The following is a 21,667-nucleotide window of genomic DNA, read 5'->3' on the forward strand; positions in this document are numbered from 1 at the left end:
CAAACATTGTTAACTTTCTAGCCATTTTTGTATTAATCCCCTTAACTGGTTCTTATCTTCTTCTGAAAACTTTTTAACTTTCTCTGCTAACTCATATTTAATTTTTGATTTGTTAGCGCCGTGTTTTCTTATTTCAGTCACATAGTCATACGCTATTTTGTCCAACATGTGATGCTGTCCTAGTGGGCAGTGGTTAACTCGATGTAACATGACCAAAACCAAATTTTTGCTTGATTTCGTACAACTTTGACAGTTGTCCCTCACGAGATAACGGTTTTCCTTGAACGGTTTTAGGCAATGCTTTATTCGGCGTTGGAATTATCCAGCCTGTCATTATTTTTTTTGCCATTTCGCTAATCATTTTTTCTGCTCTGGTTAACAATTTTTCTTTTCCCAAATTTTCATCCAGCATTAATCGGTGAAGATCGTTTATTAGCCAGTAATTAGCATCACTCCCGTAATCGTAATTGCAAAAATCATCAAACCCCTTGTATTTACCGAATTCAATAACGGCCCTAGTTAAATTTTCTGCGGTTGGTAGCCCGTATTGTTCAGCTAGCCCCCGTTCACACCATCCAATAAATTGCCCTACCGATGGCATAAACGGGTTATTCTGCTGTCTGGCTATACGCATACCCGCATTAATCATTGCTGGATTGATTCCGTTCTCGATAAAACCTACTATCCATTGCCGTTTAATTGCGTTCTCGTCGTTATGATTTAGAGTGTGAAACATTGCAGGGCATGCAGCTCTAAGTTGGCTAAATAATTTATTTACAACCTCCGCAACCTGTTCTTTCTGCTGTTGTTTTTTTGAGTTGTCAACGGCGTTAACGATGTTGATTTGCGGGACTAATTCAGCAATATTTTTCATCAGAACATTTCTCCATCAAGATTATTTACCCAAGACGTGTCGTTTGAGTTGCTAACAGCAGCGTTATTCTTGAGAGGAAACAGCCCCTGCCAACCATTCATGATCGATTGGTTAATTATCAATTCAGGATTTGCTTGTGCCTCCAGCATTTGAGATTGTTTTAACCATGATTGCGGTTGTAGTTTTTTACCTAACGAATTTCTGTAATCAATCCAGTTTTTCCAAACGTCAATACTCACGTTTTTTGGTTTGACAGTCATAGGGTCAAAATCATTGTTTATTTTTTTTGTAATATTGTTTTTTATAGTGTCTTTTGTAGAGTGACATTTTTTGTCACTGGTGGCAGGTACATTTTTTGTCACTGGTTCAATGCATTTTTTGTCACTGGTAGCATTTTTTGTACCTGCATTTTTTGTCACCGGTTCGGACGGTTCTAAAACTAGTGAATATTCAGTTATTCCACCATTATTTTTAATAGCATTAATTAACCCTAAATTAGCTAATTCAGTTAGCGCCGTGTAAATAGTTCGCTTGTCCTTGATTCCCAAATAATCCATAAACTGTGACGCGCTGATTTTGTCGCTATTTTTACCCCAGCCAGTAGTTTTACGAGTTATTAGGAGATAACAGCGCAATGCATTGGCTGACATTTTCGCCATTAACTCATCAACGACAGCATTAGGAACTTGAAACGAATTAGCTATAAACTGGCTCATTACTCAATACCTCTCATCGAATATTCAGCGTACTGAACACCATTCTCATGGACTAAACGGCTATCAATATCAAAACCAGCCTGTTTCAGGTCGTAGATACGCGCGCCGAATCTAAAACAGCCGTACAAATTCAACGCCTGTAACGGATTAATTGTTTTACCACTCTGCAAATGAGTTAATATTCGTTCGCATTGGCTCAGTGTTTTTTTGGTTTTTAGAGTGGTCATATTTATTGACTCTTATGCAAATTAATTGTGTTTTCTGTGAGCGTTCTATTAAGCTTGTTAGCAATATCGGTTTTATGTCTAATATCCTCAGCCTCCTGTTCATCTATAACGCCGTCATTTGCTATAGCATCATGAATCGCTGTTGCTACAGCGCCGTTAGCTTTGGCAGCCTCCAGACTCATCATGTATAGATCGAAATTTTCGAGCTGCTCCGCTTTCATCTTGGTTACAACTAGACAACCAGCCTGTTCGGCATAAAATTCAGCAACTAATGCAGTTTTACTCAAATTTTGCAGTGCCAGCAGTTCATCGCCGCTGAAAAATCTAGTACCTTTGTTTTCGTAACGTCGATCATTAAATGCTGATATTGATAAACCTAGATAGCTAGCGGCTACCTCAACGCCTCCGTCTATGCTATTCAATAGGTCATTTATTAGTTTCTTTTTGTTACCCATATTTAATGCCCTCTGGTTTGGGTTACGTTAAAAAAAATTGTTGTGTATATTTAAAACATAACAATTTATTCGTGAGGGAACAGCATTGGTAAATCTGGTCTAATTTCATGAGCTTTAACCATGCCGTTTGTTGCTGCAACAATTAATGGAACAATTTCAGGGCTAACGTCCGATTTGTTATTAGCCCATTTCCAAACGCTTGTTTGTGTTTTTCCACAAGCCTTAGCTAATTTGGCTTGACTTCCAACAATTGAAATAGCTTTTTTTATTGCTAAGTTTTCCAATTGCGACCTCTCTTTAACACCATAAGTTGTAAAAATTTAACATTTAGTAAAACATTAGTCAACAACTTATGTTGTTTTACTTTTAAAAACTTAGGTTGTATTTTGTTTCAATCAAAACCCGCGGAGATTTATATGAGCCTTGCAGACAGATTAACTTTAGCTATGAGGATAAAAAACATATCTCAGGCTACTTTAGGCGAAGGCATTGGGGTTTCTCAGACAACAATTTGGAAATTAATGAATGGGAAAACTTCCAGTAATAGAAAACTATATGAAATTGCTGATTATTTAAACATTAATTTAAACTGGCTAGTCAGTGGCGATGGTGAAATGGAAAATAGTCAACAGAAAAATGAAATTGAATATGTTGGCAACATAAAAGAGGGGTCAATAAAAGTAAAAGGAGCAGCTATAATGGGAACAAATGACGTCTTTCAAATGGATGAAGACTTCAATGGGCGATTAAAATTTCATAGCGATGACCCGAATGCGTTTGCGTTAAAAGTGCAGGGGGATTCAATGTTTCCACGCATTAACTCTGGTGAATTTGTGGTAATTGAACCTAACATAACACCCCGTTCTGGTGATGAGGTATTGGTGAGAACTAAAGATGGACGTAACATGATAAAAAAATTAGAATTCCATAGAGATTATGTATATAGATTTACCAGTGTAAATCAAGATCACCCCCCTATTACTATTGATGAAAATCAGGTTGATAAAGTCATGTTTATTTCAGCTATTGTTAAATCAATACGGTATCTGGGCCTGCACGATATCTAAATATCATTTAAATGAAATATAAGGGAATATGAATGAAAAAGGTAAGAAAAGAACATTTATATTGTTTGGATACAATAGAATCAAAAAAATTAATGTCATTACCTAAATTATATGAATTTGACATTAAACTTTCTACAGCAAATAATGCAAATTATTTATCTGCAAATTTTATACCGTTAGATGCTAATGATTATTTAAAAGGGACGTTACCTAGTGTATCAATCCAAGTTGATTATAAAAAACCAATTAGAATTAAATCATCACAAAAAACAGTTATAACCCTTTTCAAACTTAAAGATCGTGTGAAACTGAGGGCTTATCAAGTAGAAGCTTGCGATGAGAATAAACAGAGTAGCCACGATGGATTTAACACGATCTACGGTTGTCATGAGCATATTGGAAAAGATGTAATAAAAATCAATAAAATATATGAAGTGGAAGAGATTTCTAATTGGTTTGGCTATTTTTGCAGTAAAGTTAATTTAAACTTCACTGGCACAATATATTAAGAGTAAAAAAATGACATTTGACTGCACTATTTTAGAGATGAATAGATCTATTAGATGTAATCCTGTTGAAACAATAACAGGAGAGAAAGCATTGAGCATTCAAACGGATCACTTGTGGGTTGATAATAGCCCTTTATCTTTTTATATAATTGATTATGGCTCACAGATATTGATAACGGATGATGGCGAAACTATTTTTAATTTAAAGGTTAATAACATACTTACTAGCAATAAAAGCTGGAACATAATAAGAGACAAGTTAGATTGTACTCATAGCGATATTAGTTTATCTAAAAATGGTGAAATAATTGGAATGGCCAACAAAGATAAGTTATCACTATTATTATGTGATTATATTTCTGCAATGTGCGCTATAATGCATTATGAAAGAGAAATTGCAGGGGTCTCCAGTTCTATAAATAATTTAGCTGATGAAGTTGAAATGTACTTGAAGGCTTGGAAACCTAAACAAAAAATAATGAGAAACCCAAGAGTAAAAGGAATTTCTAACCATGAATATAGGTTTGATTTTGAGTTTGGTAAAAATTTAGTATTAGCAATTAACCCAACTCCTAATGCGGTAGGATCTGTAATGAGGAAAGTTGGAGATGTTGTTACTGGAAACGCCTTAGGTGAAAGAGAAATACTTGTGATAGTAGATAATAGAGGAGATGATTTTTTCAATCAAAAAGCAGCGGAAGAAATAAAAATAATATCCTCCTTAGCTAAAGCTGTCCCTTTGACAAATTTAATAGATAAATTACAACCATTAAAACAGCAATAATACTAAATTCCCAGTTTACACATTTGCCCCCACCATTCGAGTGGGTTTTTTATTAAACCTCCATAACTAAAAATAAACCACATCAATAATCGCTTAAAAAATAATCAATCAATTAATTATAAAATTCAATTATATCAAACAAATAACAACTTTAGGTGTAAAAAATGAAAACTTTAGTAGTATTTTAACAACTTTAGGTGTTGCCATAAACAACAACTTATGTTTTAATAATCACATCAAAACAACACAACTTAACAAAAGTTGTTAGCTCTTTAAAAATTAGGAAAGTCGGGACAACTCAGAAAGAGTTGCTTAAGTAAACAGTGTGAAAGCGAAGCTCATCTCAGAACGAAATGCCTAGCTCCCTCTAAGCTGTTGAATAGTGAAACGGAATGAGGGAACGCATTGCCAGCTGTGAGGCATCAAACCAGCATTCAAATCAAAGCCCATTTGAATAGTGGGCTTGAATTTGAAATAAGGAAAACGGGATTGATTATGAGAACTTTAGATCAACATGTAGAAAATAATCACGAACGAGCATATTGCAACATGATAGATGATTCAGAGATGCAAGACGCTAAAAAAGAATGGATTGAAAGTCGAGCAGAAGAGTTAATCAGAAACTTCGGTAATAGCAATGATTGGCAAATTATTGAATTACTAAAAATCAAGTTGGAAAGCAAAAGTATTGACGCCGATATCTACAACCAATTTGTGACCGATATTTGTTATTCGCAAGCTAATTTCGAATTTAATAAAAAGTTTCAACATTAAGGCTGGGCGCTTGCCTAAAAAAGCGCTGTTCATTTCAACATCCGCTTGCCCCAGTAATGGGGCTTTTTTACAGAATATGAGGAATAAAATATATATGGACAACCTCCCGACTGATTATGTCGGTTGTACAAACGTTACAAACCGACACAAGAAATTAACTAAGGGCGACAAGGCGTACGCCTTTTTTTCTGCCCTAATTTTATTGTTTGGTAGTTTATTTATATTGTTTAGCTGGATGTTAGATGTGGCGTCGAGGTGATTACATGAAATCAGGAATTTACTACGACATATCTAATGAGGATTATCACAATGGTGACGGCGTCAGCAAATCTAATTTAGATTATATAGCTAAATGTCCAGCTATTTACCAGTGGAAGAAAAAAGCTCCCGAATGTGAAGAAAAAAAAGCGGCGCTCAATATTGGTACCGCCCTGCACTGTCTACTGTTGGAACCTGATGAATTTGATAAACGGTTTATTGTTCCTGAACCTATTAATAGACGCACAAACGCTGGTAAGGAAGAATTTAAACAAATGGTGGAACTTGCCACTATCAATAATCAAATCTTAATTACATCCGAAGAAAAGAATAAGTTATTACTAATGCGTGACAGCGCGTTTGCTCATCCTACTGCAAAAAAACTTCTTGAAATGGATGGACATTATGAGTCGTCAATTTACTGGATAGATGATGAAACGCAAATACTCTGCAAAATCCGACCTGACAAGCTAATCAGTAATTACAAAACATCAATGATCATTGATATAAAAAAAACCAATGATATTGAAAATTTTGGGCGGAGCATAGAGCTTTATCGCTATCACGTACAGGATGCCATGTATTGTGAGGGTTATAAAAAACAATTTGGGATAGTTCCTCATTTTGTATTTATAGCTGTTAGTGAAACTATTGATTGCGGGAGATATCCCGTCAGGGTTTTTGTTCTAGATGATTATGACAAAGATGTAGGGCATCAATTATTTAGACGCGATTTAAATACATATGCTGAGTGTATCAAAAATAACACATGGCACGGATTCGAAGTTATACAACGCCCAGATTGGGCGAGGAGAAAGGACTATGAGTAACGAGGTTATCAACGTTTTCACAAATAATTCAGTAAGCGAAACGAAAAACACATCATTAACGCAAATTGAAAGCCAAAGAGCTATCCAAGAAGTTCAAGCGGCTATGATTATAGCTAAAAAATTCCCACGAGACCCAATTCAAGCAATGGATCGGATACTAAACGCCTGTACAAGACAAACGTTAGCTGAGGGGGCATTATATAGCTACCCACGAGGTGGTATGGATGTTACAGGTCCGTCTATTAGACTAGCCGAAGCGATAGCTCAAGAGTGGGGCAATCTTCAATTTGGAATCAGGGAACTTGAACAAAACGATAACGAATCAACAGTTGAGGCTTTCGCATGGGATATAGAAAGAAATACAAGACAAGTAAAAACATTCACAGTGCCTCACGTTCGATTCACTAAAAAAAGCGGTCGAACCAAGTTAACCGATCCTCGCGATATTTACGAAATGATTGCCAATCAGGGCGCTAGACGATTGCGAGCATGTATTCTTGGCGTCATACCGGGCGATGTTGTAGAAGCAGCGCAAAAACAATGTGAGGTAACGCTGGCAGCTAATGTTGAAATAACGCCTGAAACAATAAAAAATCTTTCCGATGCTTTTAATAATGAGTTCCAAGTCACAATAGAGCAACTCCAAGAGCGATTGCAATGCAAATTAGAGGCGCTGAGACCAGCTCAATATTTACAACTCAAAAAAATATATGTGAGTTTAAGAGACGGAATGTCAAAAGTTAGCGATTGGTTTGTTGTTGTGGATACTCAAAACAATTCAGTTAAACAATTAAATGAAGAAATAGCATAACCCTCCTAGTGAGGGTTTTTACTAGGATTTGATTATGAAAAAATTTTTAGAGTTATTAGATAATCTACGTATTGATTATGAAATTCAGGACGGAGCTGTGGTAGTTCAGGAACAATTAGCGATTGATGAATTAGGTGGGGTAGGACCAATTTCTATTCCTGAAAATACAGATTTTGAGTTTGGATTTATTTGTCATGATTCTGATATTGAAATTCAACTACCTGAAAATTTAAAAGTCGCATATATTCTGGATTTGACAAAAACAAATGTAACCCGCCTACCGTCTAATCTGACGGTTTATGATGATTGTTATGTTTATTTAGATGCGCATAAAATAAAAAATGTCGCATACAGCGAAAATTGCGGTGGAATTGGACGAACAATATTTGCATTTTGGGCAAACGATGATTTCTTAATTGCAGCGGGTTGTTTTGCTGGGACATATTCAGAATTTGCAGATGCTGTTGATAGAAAATATGGTAGTCACATAGCCTCGGAATACAAACAAAAAGCCCGAGACTGCATCAGTGAACTAGCCGAAAAATTGGGCAAACCCGACCCGTTCAAGAAAGTAACCGCCAAATAGGCGGTTTTTTATTGGAGTAAATAATATGAATATATTTTTTAAAAATGCAATAGTTTATGGGTTGAATAATGACAGTTTATTCAACAAAGATTTTATTGAAAAAGCAATTAAATCTCACCTGTTTACACCATGTGGTGACTTTGACACGATAAAAATGGGTTGGGTTTCACCTTATAATGATAATAATCAAAATGATTTTATTGTCGATATGCAAGGACATTTATTATTACGTATAAAAAAAGAAACCAAAATATTACCAGCGCCCGTCATTAAACAAACTTTATTAGAAAAAATTGATAAACAAGAACAAGCTTTGAGTAGGAAACTAACAAAAAACGAGAAAGCTAACTTAAAAGATGAAGTTATGATTGACTTAATGCCAAGGGCTTTTAGTAAATATAATCATTATTGGCTTTGGATTGATACTGAAAACAAACGTATTGTTGTTGATTGTAGTAGTTTTAAACAAGCCGAAGATATTCTAGCAATTTTACGTAAAGAACTTGGAACATTAGCATTAACTCCATTATCAATTGATAAACCGCTTGAACAGATTATGACAACATGGGTTAAAGAGAAGCTCAATTTATCACCCTTTATGTTAGGTGACCAAGCTGAACTTAAAGATCCACTTGAAGGCAACGGAATTATTAGCTGTAAAAATCAAGAAATTACAAGCGATGAAATGCGCGTTCATTTTGATTCTGGTAAATGGATTACTAAATTGAAAATTAGTGATGAGCGAGGCGTTAACTTTATCGTCAATTCTGACCTAACATTTAAACAAATTAAATTTGATTCTATTATTCTAGATAAAAACGAAGATATAAGCTCAGATGAAATTGATAAACGGCTTGAAGCTGATTTTTTCTTAATGTCTAAAACCCTATCAAATGCAATTAATGACATCAAACACGTATTCGAAAAAATTATATAAGGAGATCCAATGCTAATTTTAACTAGGAGAGTAGGCGAATCAATAATAATTGGTGATGATATTGTTGTGACTATTATTGGTTTGAAAGGCCATCAAGTCAGAATCGGTATTAATGCGCCCAAAAATGTGTCCGTGAACAGAGAGGAAATTCAGAAAAAAATTGACGCGCAAAAATAATTAATTTCGTCTGGTATATGCGGTGATAATCAGTGTTAGCAGTGACCCTGCTCTTTATCAGGATAGCCCGCTGATTTGAAATATACAGGCCACGTTATCCTATTTCGTCGGTAGTCACGCCGATGGCGACAGAGTGACAACCTATATAAATTAAAAATAGGAGTACGGAAATGACAATACAAACTCATACCGACATCACATATCAATGTGACATGTGTCAAAAAAAATCAAACACAGCTCCCTCAGACATTTTAAATATTTTGAACGTCCACAGTTTAGATTCATCAATTAAATTGAGCCTGAAAATAAATTTTTCGTACAAGTGGGTGACAGATGCCATCATTTGCAATGATTGTGTTCTCAAGTATTTAAAAGAATTCATCAAGAAACAGGAGTTAGAAAATAGCTAAACAAGTTAAGGATTAATTATGTCAGAAAAAATGAAAATAAAACTTACAGCGACATTATCGAATGGTCAAATTTATTCAACAATAGTTCAGATTGATAAAAGCGAATATGATGAATCAGACGACAAGGAACTATTTTTACAACAAATTCATGATAATTTCATGCCTGAAATAGTTACCACTAGTTATGAAATTTTGGAGGATTAATTATGGCTAAATTTACAGGCACGTTTGTGCAGTTAGTAGAAATTACATATCAATTTGAAGTTGAAGCAGATACAAAAGAAGAGGCGCTTGAGAAAGTTGAGGGTGCGCCTTTTAAATACAGAAAAATCATAAATTCTTATGATGGAAAAGGGCATGGAATAAAAAATATTGAATTTGAGGAGTAACGGCATGATTACAGTAGAAGAATGGCAAAAGCTAAAGGTTGGTGATGTAGTGTGGCTTGCATCTCAAGAAAATGTAGAACCGATGAGATTGATTATATCAAAAATCACAGAGCACAGGTTCTATTGTGGTAAAAGTTGTTTTGATAAAAAGCATTATATATTTTTTATGAATCTATCTGATGCAATTCAGACTGTAAATTTTCGTTTAAAAATTCAAATAGAAAAAATACAGGCTCAAATAAAATCAAATTTAAATATGAAGGAATAATCGATGGCAAACCGAGGAATAAACAAGGTGATTTTAATGGAGGCGGTATGGATAAAGAACATTTAGCATTATTATACAATCAAGGTTTAAGCATTCCTCAAATATCAATTACCCTGTGTAAATCCCAAAGCACTGTTAGATATCATTTAAAAAAGCTAAACATTCTCAGGTCAAGAGCTGACGGAGTTCGTTTAGCTGCAAAAAACGGCAGGCTATCGTCTAATAAAGGTATAAGCCGAGTTTTTACAAATGAATGGAAATGCAATATATCGAAAGCAAAGCAAAAGAAAGCGGATGAGACAGCCAAAGGGGTTTCTTTAAAACCAAGTGGATACTATGAAATAACAAGAGGAGAAAATAAAGGCAAATCTTTACATGTGATTATTTTTGAAAAACGCTTGGGAAGAAAATTATTGAATGATGAATGTATTCATCATATAGATGGTGATAAAACGAACAATGATATTAATAATTTAGCATTAATGACTAGATCAGCTCATGCGCGATTACATCGCTATGAAGATAAGTTATCCAATAAATCAAGAAAGAGGAATAGCAATGGCACGTGGAGTTAATCGAGTAATTTTAGTTGGTCACTTAGGGCAAGACCCTGAAGTCCGTTACATGCCAAATGGAAATGCTGTAGCTAATTTTAGTGTAGCAACCTCAGAATCATGGAAAGATAAACAAACTGGTGAAACCCGTGATCGCACTGAATGGCATCGAGTTGTCGTTTTTGGTAAATTAGCCGAAATTGCTGGTGAATACCTCAAAAAAGGTACTCAAGTTTATCTTGAAGGGCAGCTACAAACTCGAAAATGGCAAGACCAATCAGGGCAAGATCGTTACACAACAGAAGTAGTCATTAATCCTATCGGTGGAACTTTACAAATTCTAGGCTCACGAGAAAACGGTGCGGATGATAGGGAACACAGTACCCAAAATACAGCATCGCGCCAACAAAATAAAAACGTACCTACGCCACAACCTAAAGCACCAGAACCACCAATGGATTTTAGCGACGATATTCCATGGTAGGTAAATATGAACAACCACCCTATTCTATTAATTTATCACAAATATCTGCGCTGATTATTGGCGCGCAATTTCTTTTGGTAAAAATCATGAAAAACATTGCTAGTTTCAGCGGCGGTCGTTCGTCTGCATATATGGTTTATCAGCTAATGCACACTCATCCTGATACAGATTTTATATTCATGGACACAGGAGCTGAACACCCGAAAACCTATGAATTTATCAAAAATATAGTAGAACATTGGGGTATAAAATTAACGTGTTTGCGAGTTGTGGTCAATCCAGAACTCGGGCAGGCAAATTCCTACCGTGAAATAACGTTAGATGAGCTAACGCAGGATTTACAGCCGTTTCGCGATATTTGTTATAAATATGGATTACCCTATTTGGGAGGCGCATTTTGCACTCGAGCAATGAAACTGGAGCCGTTTACACGATATTGTAATGAGAAATACGGTAAAAATAATTATCAAACGTGGCTGGGTATACGTGCTGATGAACCGAAACGGTTAAAACCTAAAGACGGCTACAAATTTCTAGCCGAGATTTCCGATTTTGATAAACAGGACATAATCAACTGGTGGAAACGCCAACCGTTTGATTTAGAGATACCCGAACATTTAGGTAATTGTGTTTTTTGTATAAAAAAATCAATTAGCAAAATCGCGTTAGCCACTAGGGATGAACATAAAATGGCACAGAATTTTATTAATCTGATTGACGACCCTAACATCCGTGTTGTAGAACGCGAACAACAGGCTAATAAAATAATGTACCGTGGTAATCACTCGCTTATTTCAATCATAGCTATGTATCAACGGTATTCGAGAGAGGAAATAGCTAACACAATACGAGGTAATCGAGGGTTTGATTCAGGTTCATGCTCCGAATCATGCGAAATATCCTCATGCCAGTTAGATTTAGATTTAGATTTAAATCATTAAATTAATTATTAGATACAACCCGCTCCTAGAGCGGTTTTTTAATATTAGGAGAAAAAATAGACGAAAATTGATAAAGGGCTTAACACAGAAAGCACCATGTTTTATGACTTGCAGGCAGGTGAAACATTTATATATGAAAATGATATCTATATCAAATCGATAGACAAAAATAGCTCATGCTACGCCATACGGCTGAGGGATGGGTATTGCAATGCCAATATGGATATCCAAAAAATAGTCCCAAAAATAAAAACAAAAATCGTACTAGATAACGACTAACCCACCCTAACCTATCTAAATCAAGGCACAGAATCATATTAATAAACAGAGACGGTGAAATTATGACCCAACCAACACTAGAACAATTTTTAGATGACGTAAAACACCACGAATTAACTATTCATCAAAATAATGGAGTTTATCGGCATTTAACATTTAAGAAGCCATTCACCTACGATATGCATTTCAACATTACTACAGTTCCCGGATATTTAATGATTACTGGAGACATGGGCACATTAGTTTTTTTTAGATGTGAGGATATGTTCAGGTTTTTCCGTTCTGATGAATTGTTAATTAACCCATCATATTGGGGTGAAAAAATTCAATCAACCACATATGAGGCAAAAGACGTTAGTTTTTTAGAGTTTGATATAGACGAAGTTAAGAATCTCGCTCAAGAAGAGTTGGATGATTTTTTGGCAGATAATGAGTTGTCAAATGAGGATGAGGGAAAATTGCGCGACGAATTCAGGCGTAAAATTTTATGCTCAAAAAATGAATTGGAGATTAGAGAGGCTGTGAATAATTTTAGTTGTAATGGATTTGATTTTGAAGAGTTCTGGGGGGTAGAGTCCAGGCAGTATAGATACCATTATATATGGCTCTGTTACGCGATCGTATGGGGTATAAAGAAATTTGATGAGGTTACAAAATTGAAAACGAAAGAACTTGCAAAAGAACATGCACTTGCAAGGGAACGTCTTAAGAAAAAACAAAAAGAAGAACAAGCAGAAATGGATAAAGCAAGAGAACTTGCATGGAAAGATGTTCAGATTGCTTGTGGGCATCATAAAATGAACCTTACCGTAGGTGAAATTTGTAACGATTATGGATTTTTTATACATGGTTGGAATTACGCAATTCGATACCGTACACAGGAGTAACTATGAAAGACAATAAAAAATTTGAATTAACCGACGAGTCAATAGAGTGGTCGGGAGTTACTCTGCGCCGAATTAGAGCGCTGCGAGATTTTGGAAATGTCGAACAGGGAGAATTGGGCGGATTTGTACAGAGCGAAGCGAATCTTTCCCATCACGGCGAGTCTTGGGTATATAGCGATGCTAAAGTTTTTAACAGTGCACGTGTGATAGAAAACGGCAAAGTTTTCTATAAAGCGGAAGTAAATGGAAAGGCTATCGTTAGCAAAAATTCAAGGGTTTACCATAGGGCGCATGTATGTGGTAAAGCCATTTTAACCGATTTTGCATCGGTGGAAGGTAAGGTATTTGTATGCGGGCGGGCTATTATAAAAGATCACGCTAACGTGTACGAGCGCGCGTGGATAGGTGGAAATGCTATTGTCAGTAGGCATTCGTGCGTTGGTGGAAATACGTACGTATCTCACAGTGCTGAAATAGCAGTAGCTACGCCCGAATTATTTTTAAAAACACAAGCCTTTATACATGACGATGCATTTATTTCTGTACCAAACGATGTATTAGTCATTAGTCCTATAGGACCAGATAACGACATCCTAACCGCGTATCGCAGTAAACGAGGAGGTATAGCGTTAAACATAGGGCGCTATCATGGAACTCTGGACGAATTTACGAGTAAATTTTTAGCTGAAAATACCAATACTTTATATTTAGAGCAGTACAAGGTGACCATTGCGTTTATAAAGAATTTTTTCAGTGTAAATGAGAGTAGTAAAAATCATGGTCGAACATAAATTAAAAATCAAATCAGAACATTATGTCGATGTCATCAACGGCACTAAAACTGCGGAAATTAGATACAACGACCGTAATTATCAGGTGGGCGATATTCTAATCCTAAATGAAATTGACGAGAATGGTAATTTTACTGGCAATAATTGCGCGGTCATTGTTACACACGTTTTAGATGATAACCGGTATTTACAGACAGATTATGTGATGCTGAGTTTTTTCATGCCAAGTTCAGATTATTTAAATAGAGAGATTGACGAGATAAAAGCACAAGGGATAGAAGAAGCTGTTAAAAAAGCCGACAGCGAAACATACATTAATTTAGTTGGTAAAGAATTCCCGCCACAACAACAGTATCGAGCAGAGCTACTAGCGTATGCTAGCTCTCTAAAAAAATAATTTACGATCACTATGACAAACCCTTGTACGATAAGGGTTTGAAGCGATTTTTTGTCATTTTGGATCAGGGTCAGTTGAGGAGTAAATATTAATGGTCAATCTAAATCAATCTAACACGCCAAAATCAGAAAAGGATTATTGGCGAACACCAGGAAACCTAATTAGAGATGCTCAATTGCTATTAAATACGTGGCGGTTTAGTGTTGACGTTTGCGCGAAAGATGCTGACACAGCGATAAGTATAGCAACCGCGTATATTGATGAAAATATTGACGCATTGAGCCCATCAGTTGAATGGGATGAACATAACTTTGTTAAAAATGAGCGTTGCCATTGTAAACATTTACCGATGTTTTGTAATCCGCCATTTTCGAAAAAATGGGAGTTTTTCCAAAAAGCCATCAAGCAATCTAAATCATCGTTACACAAAATTTTAATGGTTATGCCCTACACTCCCGCAACCCGTGCGTGGCATGAAAATGTCCTCAATCAGGACTGTATTATCTATGTTCCTGACGGTAGATATCAATTTCTGTTACCCAACGGTGAACGTTCACAGAATAGTTGCAGTTTTGAAACCTGCCTAATTTTGATCGTTCCGTTCAAATGTGGAAACGTGATAGTTAATTATGAGCGAGGGTAATTATGCGTGTAACAATGATATTCAGTTATAGGTTAAATATATGGAAATAATCAGGAGGAATTTACAACATGCAAACTAAACTAGTTAAGGCGTCAATATGGGCAAAAACCCAATTTGCAGATAATTCTATACCACATCGAAAAACATTAAAAAAATGGATCGAGGATGGCAAAATTAGGGGATTAGTTGACGATAGTGGTTCTTTGTGGGTTTATGAAAATGAGATATTTGGAATTGATCCGTCAATTAGAACTGAAGTGGCAATTTTAGTTAAGGCATCAGCATGAACGCAAGACCTAGAAAATCACCGTACAAGGAGCTGCCACCGTATTTAGTATATGATAAATCAAAAAAACAATATAGATTAACATTGATAAACGGAGTGCGTAAGCTGATTGGCAATAACAAGTCGAGAGCCATTGCTATTGCAATAGAATATAACAATCGTATGCGATACAAAAATATTGTTTCAGCAGAAACATTAATAATGGAATCTGGCGGACAAAAAGGAGAATATGCACCATTCTCTAACCACATTGATCATTTAATACAACGAATTTTTAGAGAGGAAAAACTATCTGAAAGAGTTAAACAAGGACTATTAAATGATGCAATGCGCGCTAAAGAATTTTTTAGCAATATCCCGTCAGTTGATATTGATTTAGAGCATGTTAATTTATATTTGAAAAAATATCACGAAAACGGATCAGCAGAAGTTCAAAATAGAAAAGTTATGTTTTTGAAAAAACTATTTTCGTATGCTGTAGATGAGTCAATAATGATGGATAATCCAGCTACTAGGAAAAAGCTTAAAAAACTAGATAGCAAAAAAAGAAAACGCCTGTCATTGGAAGATTTCATTAGAATTAAAAATCATGCTCCATTATGGTTAAAAACAGCTATGGAGATTTCTCTACAAACCTCGCAAGCAAGATTGGAGGTCACTAGAATAAAATACTCGATAAAATCACCGTCGTACGGTGAAAGTGGGTGTATTTGGTTTGATGAGCCCATAAACGGGATATATGGGCACTTATATATAAATCGTCAAAAAACTAAAGACAAAGAGGCTGCTCATATATCAATACCTATCGGTGAGGAGCTTAAAAGGATTATTGATGGAAGCCGTGATCAAGTTCTAAGCCCCTACATTGTGCATCGAATGCCTGAAAAGGCTAACAAACAGAGTAAAAATGTTGATCATTATACCCAAGTTGACGCTGGCTATCTGAGCAAGGCTTTTACTGCCGTCAGAGACGCTGTAGGAGTAATGAAAAATTTACCAATAGAATACCGCCCTACTTTTCACGAAATAAGGGCATTGTCAGCACATCTTTTTGAGCAACAAGGCATAAATCCTCAGGCTAGGATGGCTCACAGCGATGAGAAATCAACTAAAGTTTACACCAGAAACCATATTGAATGGGTCGAAGTACCTCACGCTCAAATCGTAATTTAGGCGGGGTAAAACTCCGTCTAAGTTGTTGATATTTATAATCCCTATTTTCCCTAAAATCCCTGTTTTTCCATACAGTTGTATTTAATTTAATTTCTTGTATTTATTTATCTTTTTATCAATTGAAGCCTAATCTTGACATGGTGGGGGTCAGTGGTTCGAGTCCACCCGGGCGTACCATTCTTCTTAAGAATTTATAGCTATTTTGATCTTAAGTCTGTTTCCTATAAAATTTTCACTAATCGAATACAGCTAAAATAGCAAGCAGTGATATAATAAAATCAATTAAAATAACAGTAAACTATCCTAATTTATAGATAGTAAGTTCTATTATTCGGCTTTTCTCGTTGATTTCTATTAAACTACATCGACAATATTCCTGTTATAAAGACTGGTAACACTATGTACCAAAAAACGAAAGGAAAGCATCGTCATAAATAAAAAATTAATATAATCATGTTTAAATTATTTTAATAAAAACAAGAAAAATCAAACCAAAACTAATTGTTAAATATGGGCAATATCAACATTTGTTATCAATAATCATGGTAAATCACCACTACCTTATCACATTAAGATCTTCCCAAAGATATCAAAATAGATCTGTAGGTCGAATATTACCAATCTTTTTTAACCATTTAGCACTGGCTATGATTGAACCCGAGTTATTATCTTTGTCAAGATAAACTCCATTTGCCTTAATTTTATTAAGCAAATCTCTTATTTTCTCTGCTAAAAGTAATTTATTATCATCATGAATTATTATTGCAGTAATTATTTGGTTAACAGAACTAATTAAATTGTTTACTTCATTAACTAATTCAACTAAAAATCATTATCTCAATTTCGACGTTTTAGATTTAGCAAATAGTTTGATGTAACTTATAAATGTTTTATCATTATAATTTTTTTCTTGGTTAATTTCGAAATTGGCAATAAATCATATTTGAGTACCATTTCTAACAAAATAAATTGTTTGATACACAAAAAATTATCGTGAGACCAATAAGATTTGGGAAAAGTCCGAAAATTCAAGAAATCAACCATATCATTTGGTTTATGATAATTAAATCCCTTTTTTTCGAAGATTTTTTATAATTTTTTTTAATTTATCATTCTCAAAAGTTTACCTGAAAAATTATCCTTAAATTAGCAATATAGTTCTTATTAATAATAACGAGTTTTATCTATAGAATATATTGGTTTATCCCTGTGTATACAGGGAACACACTGTGGAACTCAACCTTAGCACCTCTTGACCCGGTTTATCCCTGTGTATACAGGGAACACGCCTCACCCGCATCAACGAATAATAAGTAAGGACGGTTTATCCCTGTGTATACAGGGAACACCCATAATCCAACCCCAAAAAAAGTCGCTATTACGGTTTATCCCTGTGTATACAGGGAACACTCATCACTAAATCAACATTTTACTATGGTTAACGGTTTATCCCTGTGTATACAGGGAACACTGACCCTAACCCCTCGCCGTGTTTTGCCCGTCAGGTTTATCCCTGTGTATACAGGGAACACACGGTTACCCAAAAATGTATCGCTATATAAGCCGGTTTATCCCTGTGTATACAGGGAACACACCCATTCATTAACTAGCTGTCCCAGTTCGTCCGGTTTATCCCTGTGTATACAGGGAACACTGGAACAAGAGTATAAACAAGTCCAAGCTGATCGGTTTATCCCTGTGTATACAGGGAACACAGGACATTCAATCCGCATACACTCTTGCAACTCGGTTTATCCCTGTGTATACAGGGAACACTTAAAATCTCTTCTATCAATATCGTAAATTCGCGGTTTATCCCTGTGTATACAGGGAACACGATAGCGATCAATCGTCAGCATTTCTATGTGGTCGGTTTATCCCTGTGTATACAGGGAACACATACGCAGCCTCAGCGCCATACTGCGACTTAACGGTTTATCCCTGTGTATACAGGGAACACGTTGTCCCTGCTTTTAAATCCAGCATCGAGGCCGGTTTATCCCTGTGTATACAGGGAACACAAAATAGTTATTTCTCGTCAATGCTTGAAGAGCGGTTTATCCCTGTGTATACAGGGAACACTCTAATTATAACATACTGTTTTATAATTAAAATATTGACTGTCAAATTTCTACCGATTTTTTGGGATATTTTTCATTAAAATCACATTCTATAACACTATGTTTTTATTTAATTAATTAAAATTAATAGAAATTAAAATTACATTCTACGAGATTCTACCGATAAATTTATATTTTTCATATAATTAAAAAAAAGTAAACAATGAAATATATAATTGTGATTTTTTGAATAGTAAAAAATACTATGTAATATTGATGCCTGCCGATTTATCCTTGTGTGTACAGGGAACATAAAGTTAAGCTAAATTGTTTATTGATATTTATACTGAAACGTATGGTTAACCTGAAACTTTTTGACATATTTTACCCCTATATAGAGGAAATACCTGACTTTCTCGGTAACCAATACAAATATCAACTTTTTTGGTAATTGTATCGCCATGGTTATCATAATTTACTCTTATGGTGAAATTAACTTCACCTTAAGTTTAATTTAAATGTTTATGGTTTTCAGACATAAAAAACCGCTTAATAAAAGTGTCCAACTTTATGGGGTCACTTCATCGCCCAAAACGGCTATTTGCTTACTCATGACACATCCTCACATTGTCTTTATATCCACTGTGAATATGCATGTAGTTTATACAATATGGTTATATTAATCTGGTATTTCGTGTTAATAAGTGTAAATAGATATTTGGCTATGAGAGGTTATCTGAAAAAGTTAGAGATTTGACTAACCACATTTGTGCACCCTGTGATTCTGTAATGGCAAGATATACAGGGAACACATTTATTTTAAAATTAGTGATTTAATAGTTTACTTTTTTGAAAATCAAATTCTTCTTGTGTTAAAACACCACTTTCTTTTAGATCATGTAATTTTTTTAGTTCATCAGAAACAGATAAATTAGAATTATGATTTAATTTAATATTATTATCTTTTTTATTTGGTGACACTGCTGGGATTATTGTTAATTTGTCGCCCAAGCATAAAGGACATCGTTTTTTATAAAAAGGAATAAATAAAACCCAAATAAATCCTGTAAAAAAAACGCCAATTAGTGTGCCCACTCCGATTTTTCGTTTTGGAGTAACATTTCGTTGACAAAGGGTGCAATACTTTACGGCCATCTCAAATTCCTTAATGTTTTGAAAATGCTCATTATATCAAACCATTTCAAATTTTCCACCAATACAAACTAATTTACTATGCCAATTAAAACCATATAAATCCCCGTTATGCTCTATTGATATTATTTAGCCACCATTATATTCGGTGAGTTTCGATTCAATGCGAACTAGCGATTTATCCCTGTGTGTACAGGGAACATATAACGGGTATCTGTTACGGTGTTTATGAGCACGGTTTATCCCTGTGTATACAGGGAACGCGTCATCATTTAAATCTGCTATTTCGACAATATCGGTTTATCCCTGTGTATACAGGGAACACTCCCACCCAGCCGAAATTGTCAATCCGTTATCAGGTTTATCCCTGTGTGTACAGGGAACACAATGGCTTCATCAAATTTAGATGCTGGTAAATCGGTTTATCCCTGTGTGTACAGGGAACACATTTTCCAATAACTCTAAACGTTTTTTATCGGCGGTTTATCCCTGTGTGTACAGGGAACACGCCAGATTTTATTGTTGGCGTCATGCTATCGCCCGGTTTATCCCTGTGTATACAGGGAACGCTTGACCGCTCAATCCGAGGTTTTTGATGATCGCGGTTTATCCCTGTGTATACAGGGAACACTCCCACCCAGCCGAAATTGTCAATCCGTTATCAGGTTTATCCCTGTGTGTACAGGGAACACATTTATTTGTTTTATGCCATTGACAAAAATTTCGGTTTATCCCTGTGTGTACAGGGAACACGCCTAGAATTTCACCCATAGATCTCACCCTCCCCGGTTTATCCCTGTGTGTACAGGGAACACTTAGAAATGGGCTATCCGAATATTCAAGTGTACGGTTTATCCCTGTGTGTACAGGGAACACTATATATTCACTGTTTTTTAATAGCTCTATTGCGGTTTATCCCTGTGTGTACAGGGAACACCCCAATTATAACATACTGTTTTATAATTAAAATATTGACCACTAAATTTCTACCGATTTTTTAGGTTATTTTTCATTAAAATCACATTCTATAACACTATGTTTTTATGTTATTAATTAAAATTAATGTAAGTTAAAATTAGATTCTACGGGATTCTACCGATAAGTTTTATATTTTTCATGTAATTAAAAAATAGAAAAAATAAAATGTAGGATTGTGATTTTTGAAATAGCAAAAAAATGCTATGTAATATTGACGCCCTGCTGATTTATCCCTGTGTGCACAGGGAACATCGTAGTGGGCGGAATGCCCATTGAAACTTGCGCGGTTTATCCCTGTGTATAGGAAACATAGGAGATAAACCACTACGTATTACGTCAAATTCAGTTTATCCCTGCGCGAACAGGGAACATTGATTAGTTAGTAGAACAATTTTTTTGCAATTTTTTAAATGCTTTTGCAAAGCCAGCTAGAGAGAACTCAAAATCTTTAGTTTTTGAATATTCAGCTCTAACCACTAACTTTTTCCCTTTTTTTATCAAATTATTAATTTCATTAATATCAGAAAATTCATATCCTATCTCTTTTTTAGTCCAATCCATTTCAAATGGAGTTTTTTTGTCCACTCTTAATACGACTTTTGTTGAATTTCCTCTCTCGTTTATTTTTGGTAAATCATTTATATCAAATGATAAGAGGCTAACTGAATTACAAGTAAATAAAAACGTAGCAGTTTCATTATTCAATTTTGTTTTATCAATCGTGAAGATTCTGACTGTTTTTTCATCAGTAATAGGGTCTTCATTGATATCAACTATCCAGTTACCGGTTTTTACTGAGCCGCAAAAAACAAAAAAGGGGACAAACAACAAGCAAAACAAAATTTTCTTCATACCATTTTCTTAATCTTTACATTTATTTACAATATTATTTTATTTAATAGATTTTGGCAATAAAAAACCCTCATTAGAGGGTTGAATTGATTTGATACTTTATGCTAAAAAACAATAT

Annotated in this window: 29 protein-coding genes and 2 CRISPR repeat arrays; of the genes, 21 read left to right on the forward strand and 8 right to left on the reverse strand. The window is 35.0% G+C overall.

The features are described from left to right. Positions 1–9: 9 nt before the first annotated feature. The 6 genes from AC5LW9_RS09515 to AC5LW9_RS09540 all read right to left on the reverse strand — a co-directional run bounded on the left by AC5LW9_RS09515 (position 10) and on the right by AC5LW9_RS09540 (position 2,556). Positions 10–168, reverse strand: a complete 159-nt coding sequence (locus AC5LW9_RS09515) for a hypothetical protein (RefSeq protein ID WP_493455762.1) — start codon at positions 166–168, stop codon at positions 10–12. Positions 169–193: 25 nt separating this feature from the next. Then, complete coding sequence (locus tag AC5LW9_RS09520) at positions 194–874, reverse strand: replication protein P (protein ID WP_493455763.1); 681 nt, start codon at positions 872–874, stop codon at positions 194–196. Further along, a complete protein-coding gene (locus AC5LW9_RS09525; RefSeq protein ID WP_493455764.1) occupies positions 874–1,590 on the reverse strand; it encodes a phage replication initiator YdaU family protein in 717 nt (238 codons plus the stop codon). Before AC5LW9_RS09525 ends, AC5LW9_RS09520 begins: the two co-directional genes overlap by 1 nt. After that, the gene (locus AC5LW9_RS09530) at positions 1,590–1,817 is read right to left on the reverse strand and encodes a helix-turn-helix domain-containing protein (protein WP_493455765.1); all 228 of its coding nucleotides are present in this window, start codon (positions 1,815–1,817) and stop codon (positions 1,590–1,592) included. Before AC5LW9_RS09530 ends, AC5LW9_RS09525 begins: the two co-directional genes overlap by 1 nt. A 2-nt stretch (positions 1,818–1,819) precedes the next feature. Continuing rightward, complete coding sequence (locus tag AC5LW9_RS09535; RefSeq protein WP_493455766.1) at positions 1,820–2,272, reverse strand: YmfL family putative regulatory protein; 453 nt, start codon at positions 2,270–2,272, stop codon at positions 1,820–1,822. 65 nt (positions 2,273–2,337) lie between these two features. Further along, positions 2,338–2,556, reverse strand: coding sequence for a transcriptional regulator (locus AC5LW9_RS09540; RefSeq protein WP_493455767.1), 219 nt, complete (start codon positions 2,554–2,556; stop codon positions 2,338–2,340). 132 nt (positions 2,557–2,688) lie between these two features. On the opposite strand from AC5LW9_RS09540, the gene AC5LW9_RS09545 reads away from it, so the two are divergent. The 21 genes from AC5LW9_RS09545 to AC5LW9_RS09645 all read left to right on the forward strand — a co-directional run bounded on the left by AC5LW9_RS09545 (position 2,689) and on the right by AC5LW9_RS09645 (position 16,507). Beyond that, positions 2,689–3,339, forward strand: coding sequence for an XRE family transcriptional regulator (locus tag AC5LW9_RS09545; RefSeq protein ID WP_493455768.1), 651 nt, complete (start codon positions 2,689–2,691; stop codon positions 3,337–3,339). 32 nt (positions 3,340–3,371) lie between these two features. Continuing rightward, complete coding sequence (locus AC5LW9_RS09550) at positions 3,372–3,848, forward strand: hypothetical protein (protein WP_493455769.1); 477 nt, start codon at positions 3,372–3,374, stop codon at positions 3,846–3,848. Between the two features lie 10 nt (positions 3,849–3,858). Further along, the gene (locus AC5LW9_RS09555; RefSeq protein ID WP_493455770.1) at positions 3,859–4,632 is read left to right on the forward strand and encodes a DUF1828 domain-containing protein; all 774 of its coding nucleotides are present in this window, start codon (positions 3,859–3,861) and stop codon (positions 4,630–4,632) included. 495 nt (positions 4,633–5,127) lie between these two features. Further along, a complete protein-coding gene (locus AC5LW9_RS09560) occupies positions 5,128–5,406 on the forward strand; it encodes a hypothetical protein (RefSeq protein ID WP_493455771.1) in 279 nt (92 codons plus the stop codon). 263 nt (positions 5,407–5,669) lie between these two features. Beyond that, on the forward strand, positions 5,670–6,494 hold the full coding sequence (locus AC5LW9_RS09565) for a PD-(D/E)XK nuclease-like domain-containing protein (protein WP_493455772.1): 825 nt from the start codon (positions 5,670–5,672) through the stop codon (positions 6,492–6,494). Next, positions 6,487–7,305, forward strand: a complete 819-nt coding sequence (locus AC5LW9_RS09570; protein ID WP_493455773.1) for a hypothetical protein — start codon at positions 6,487–6,489, stop codon at positions 7,303–7,305. The genes AC5LW9_RS09565 and AC5LW9_RS09570 overlap by 8 nt, the downstream gene beginning before the upstream one ends. A 34-nt stretch (positions 7,306–7,339) precedes the next feature. Further along, positions 7,340–7,891 (forward strand): hypothetical protein, encoded by a 552-nt coding sequence (locus AC5LW9_RS09575; RefSeq protein WP_493455774.1) that lies wholly within the window; start codon positions 7,340–7,342, stop codon positions 7,889–7,891. Between the two features lie 25 nt (positions 7,892–7,916). Continuing rightward, positions 7,917–8,828: a recombination-associated protein RdgC gene (locus AC5LW9_RS09580; protein ID WP_493455775.1), complete on the forward strand. Its 912-nt coding sequence runs from the start codon at positions 7,917–7,919 to the stop codon at positions 8,826–8,828. A gap of 9 nt (positions 8,829–8,837) precedes the next feature. Continuing rightward, the gene (gene csrA, locus AC5LW9_RS09585) at positions 8,838–9,005 is read left to right on the forward strand and encodes a carbon storage regulator CsrA (RefSeq protein ID WP_493455776.1); all 168 of its coding nucleotides are present in this window, start codon (positions 8,838–8,840) and stop codon (positions 9,003–9,005) included. Between the two features lie 428 nt (positions 9,006–9,433). After that, on the forward strand, positions 9,434–9,619 hold the full coding sequence (locus AC5LW9_RS09590) for a hypothetical protein (RefSeq protein WP_493455777.1): 186 nt from the start codon (positions 9,434–9,436) through the stop codon (positions 9,617–9,619). A gap of 2 nt (positions 9,620–9,621) precedes the next feature. Further along, positions 9,622–9,804 (forward strand): hypothetical protein, encoded by a 183-nt coding sequence (locus AC5LW9_RS09595; protein ID WP_493455778.1) that lies wholly within the window; start codon positions 9,622–9,624, stop codon positions 9,802–9,804. A gap of 4 nt (positions 9,805–9,808) precedes the next feature. Beyond that, positions 9,809–10,072: a hypothetical protein gene (locus tag AC5LW9_RS09600; RefSeq protein WP_493455779.1), complete on the forward strand. Its 264-nt coding sequence runs from the start codon at positions 9,809–9,811 to the stop codon at positions 10,070–10,072. 47 nt (positions 10,073–10,119) lie between these two features. Next, positions 10,120–10,647 carry an HNH endonuclease signature motif containing protein gene (locus AC5LW9_RS09605; RefSeq protein WP_493455780.1) on the forward strand — a complete coding sequence of 176 codons (528 nt, stop codon included), beginning with the start codon at positions 10,120–10,122 and terminating at the stop codon, positions 10,645–10,647. A 49-nt stretch (positions 10,648–10,696) separates the two neighbouring features. Further along, the gene (ssb, locus tag AC5LW9_RS09610; RefSeq protein WP_493456614.1) at positions 10,697–11,110 is read left to right on the forward strand and encodes a single-stranded DNA-binding protein; all 414 of its coding nucleotides are present in this window, start codon (positions 10,697–10,699) and stop codon (positions 11,108–11,110) included. An 86-nt stretch (positions 11,111–11,196) separates the two neighbouring features. Continuing rightward, on the forward strand, positions 11,197–12,051 hold the full coding sequence (locus AC5LW9_RS09615) for a phosphoadenosine phosphosulfate reductase domain-containing protein (RefSeq protein ID WP_493455781.1): 855 nt from the start codon (positions 11,197–11,199) through the stop codon (positions 12,049–12,051). Between the two features lie 341 nt (positions 12,052–12,392). Further along, positions 12,393–13,217: a hypothetical protein gene (locus AC5LW9_RS09620; RefSeq protein ID WP_493455782.1), complete on the forward strand. Its 825-nt coding sequence runs from the start codon at positions 12,393–12,395 to the stop codon at positions 13,215–13,217. Positions 13,218–13,219: 2 nt separating this feature from the next. Then, positions 13,220–14,008: a polymer-forming cytoskeletal protein gene (locus tag AC5LW9_RS09625; protein ID WP_493455783.1), complete on the forward strand. Its 789-nt coding sequence runs from the start codon at positions 13,220–13,222 to the stop codon at positions 14,006–14,008. Beyond that, entirely contained in the window at positions 13,995–14,405 is a 411-nt protein-coding gene (locus tag AC5LW9_RS09630) for a DUF3850 domain-containing protein (protein WP_493455784.1), read from the forward strand. Before AC5LW9_RS09625 ends, AC5LW9_RS09630 begins: the two co-directional genes overlap by 14 nt. A gap of 91 nt (positions 14,406–14,496) precedes the next feature. Then, a complete protein-coding gene (locus tag AC5LW9_RS09635) occupies positions 14,497–15,048 on the forward strand; it encodes a DNA N-6-adenine-methyltransferase (protein WP_493455785.1) in 552 nt (183 codons plus the stop codon). A 68-nt stretch (positions 15,049–15,116) separates the two neighbouring features. Further along, entirely contained in the window at positions 15,117–15,335 is a 219-nt protein-coding gene (locus AC5LW9_RS09640) for a hypothetical protein (protein WP_464321514.1), read from the forward strand. After that, positions 15,332–16,507, forward strand: coding sequence for a site-specific integrase (locus tag AC5LW9_RS09645; RefSeq protein ID WP_493455786.1), 1,176 nt, complete (start codon positions 15,332–15,334; stop codon positions 16,505–16,507). Before AC5LW9_RS09640 ends, AC5LW9_RS09645 begins: the two co-directional genes overlap by 4 nt. 1,197 nt (positions 16,508–17,704) lie before the next feature. Beyond that, positions 17,705–18,590: direct repeats of the CRISPR family, unit length 29 nt; unit sequence CGGTTTATCCCTGTGTATACAGGGAACAC. 802 nt (positions 18,591–19,392) lie between these two features. Here the strand turns inward: AC5LW9_RS09645 and AC5LW9_RS09650 are convergent. Then, entirely contained in the window at positions 19,393–19,722 is a 330-nt protein-coding gene (locus AC5LW9_RS09650; protein ID WP_039128880.1) for an SHOCT domain-containing protein, read from the reverse strand. 171 nt (positions 19,723–19,893) lie between these two features. Continuing rightward, positions 19,894–20,656: direct repeats of the CRISPR family, unit length 29 nt; unit sequence CGGTTTATCCCTGTGTATACAGGGAACAC. A gap of 416 nt (positions 20,657–21,072) precedes the next feature. Then, positions 21,073–21,549, reverse strand: a complete 477-nt coding sequence (locus tag AC5LW9_RS09655) for an invasion associated locus B family protein (protein ID WP_198236572.1) — start codon at positions 21,547–21,549, stop codon at positions 21,073–21,075. Positions 21,550–21,667: the final 118 nt, after the last annotated feature.

It is taken from the genome of Gilliamella sp. LMG 34360 (assembly GCF_984568995.1).

Excerpts from the sequence above, each read along its gene's own strand:
- AC5LW9_RS09515 (WP_493455762.1), bottom strand. The coding sequence starts at position 168 with ATGTTGGACAAAATAGCGTATGACTATGTGACTGAAATAAGAAAACAC.
- AC5LW9_RS09520 (WP_493455763.1), bottom strand. The coding sequence starts at position 874 with ATGAAAAATATTGCTGAATTAGTCCCGCAAATCAACATCGTTAACGCC.
- AC5LW9_RS09525 (WP_493455764.1), bottom strand. The coding sequence starts at position 1,590 with ATGAGCCAGTTTATAGCTAATTCGTTTCAAGTTCCTAATGCTGTCGTT.
- AC5LW9_RS09530 (WP_493455765.1), bottom strand. The coding sequence starts at position 1,817 with ATGACCACTCTAAAAACCAAAAAAACACTGAGCCAATGCGAACGAATA.
- AC5LW9_RS09535 (WP_493455766.1), bottom strand. The coding sequence starts at position 2,272 with ATGGGTAACAAAAAGAAACTAATAAATGACCTATTGAATAGCATAGAC.
- AC5LW9_RS09545 (WP_493455768.1), top strand. The coding sequence starts at position 2,689 with ATGAGCCTTGCAGACAGATTAACTTTAGCTATGAGGATAAAAAACATA.
- AC5LW9_RS09550 (WP_493455769.1), top strand. The coding sequence starts at position 3,372 with ATGAAAAAGGTAAGAAAAGAACATTTATATTGTTTGGATACAATAGAA.
- AC5LW9_RS09555 (WP_493455770.1), top strand. The coding sequence starts at position 3,859 with ATGACATTTGACTGCACTATTTTAGAGATGAATAGATCTATTAGATGT.
- AC5LW9_RS09560 (WP_493455771.1), top strand. The coding sequence starts at position 5,128 with ATGAGAACTTTAGATCAACATGTAGAAAATAATCACGAACGAGCATAT.
- AC5LW9_RS09565 (WP_493455772.1), top strand. The coding sequence starts at position 5,670 with ATGAAATCAGGAATTTACTACGACATATCTAATGAGGATTATCACAAT.
- AC5LW9_RS09570 (WP_493455773.1), top strand. The coding sequence starts at position 6,487 with ATGAGTAACGAGGTTATCAACGTTTTCACAAATAATTCAGTAAGCGAA.
- AC5LW9_RS09575 (WP_493455774.1), top strand. The coding sequence starts at position 7,340 with ATGAAAAAATTTTTAGAGTTATTAGATAATCTACGTATTGATTATGAA.
- AC5LW9_RS09580 (WP_493455775.1), top strand. The coding sequence starts at position 7,917 with ATGAATATATTTTTTAAAAATGCAATAGTTTATGGGTTGAATAATGAC.
- csrA (WP_493455776.1), top strand. The coding sequence starts at position 8,838 with ATGCTAATTTTAACTAGGAGAGTAGGCGAATCAATAATAATTGGTGAT.
- AC5LW9_RS09590 (WP_493455777.1), top strand. The coding sequence starts at position 9,434 with ATGTCAGAAAAAATGAAAATAAAACTTACAGCGACATTATCGAATGGT.
- AC5LW9_RS09595 (WP_493455778.1), top strand. The coding sequence starts at position 9,622 with ATGGCTAAATTTACAGGCACGTTTGTGCAGTTAGTAGAAATTACATAT.
- AC5LW9_RS09600 (WP_493455779.1), top strand. The coding sequence starts at position 9,809 with ATGATTACAGTAGAAGAATGGCAAAAGCTAAAGGTTGGTGATGTAGTG.
- AC5LW9_RS09605 (WP_493455780.1), top strand. The coding sequence starts at position 10,120 with ATGGATAAAGAACATTTAGCATTATTATACAATCAAGGTTTAAGCATT.
- ssb (WP_493456614.1), top strand. The coding sequence starts at position 10,697 with ATGCCAAATGGAAATGCTGTAGCTAATTTTAGTGTAGCAACCTCAGAA.
- AC5LW9_RS09615 (WP_493455781.1), top strand. The coding sequence starts at position 11,197 with ATGAAAAACATTGCTAGTTTCAGCGGCGGTCGTTCGTCTGCATATATG.
- AC5LW9_RS09620 (WP_493455782.1), top strand. The coding sequence starts at position 12,393 with ATGACCCAACCAACACTAGAACAATTTTTAGATGACGTAAAACACCAC.
- AC5LW9_RS09625 (WP_493455783.1), top strand. The coding sequence starts at position 13,220 with ATGAAAGACAATAAAAAATTTGAATTAACCGACGAGTCAATAGAGTGG.
- AC5LW9_RS09630 (WP_493455784.1), top strand. The coding sequence starts at position 13,995 with ATGGTCGAACATAAATTAAAAATCAAATCAGAACATTATGTCGATGTC.
- AC5LW9_RS09635 (WP_493455785.1), top strand. The coding sequence starts at position 14,497 with ATGGTCAATCTAAATCAATCTAACACGCCAAAATCAGAAAAGGATTAT.
- AC5LW9_RS09640 (WP_464321514.1), top strand. The coding sequence starts at position 15,117 with ATGCAAACTAAACTAGTTAAGGCGTCAATATGGGCAAAAACCCAATTT.
- AC5LW9_RS09645 (WP_493455786.1), top strand. The coding sequence starts at position 15,332 with ATGAACGCAAGACCTAGAAAATCACCGTACAAGGAGCTGCCACCGTAT.
- AC5LW9_RS09650 (WP_039128880.1), bottom strand. The coding sequence starts at position 19,722 with ATGGCCGTAAAGTATTGCACCCTTTGTCAACGAAATGTTACTCCAAAA.
- AC5LW9_RS09655 (WP_198236572.1), bottom strand. The coding sequence starts at position 21,549 with ATGAAGAAAATTTTGTTTTGCTTGTTGTTTGTCCCCTTTTTTGTTTTT.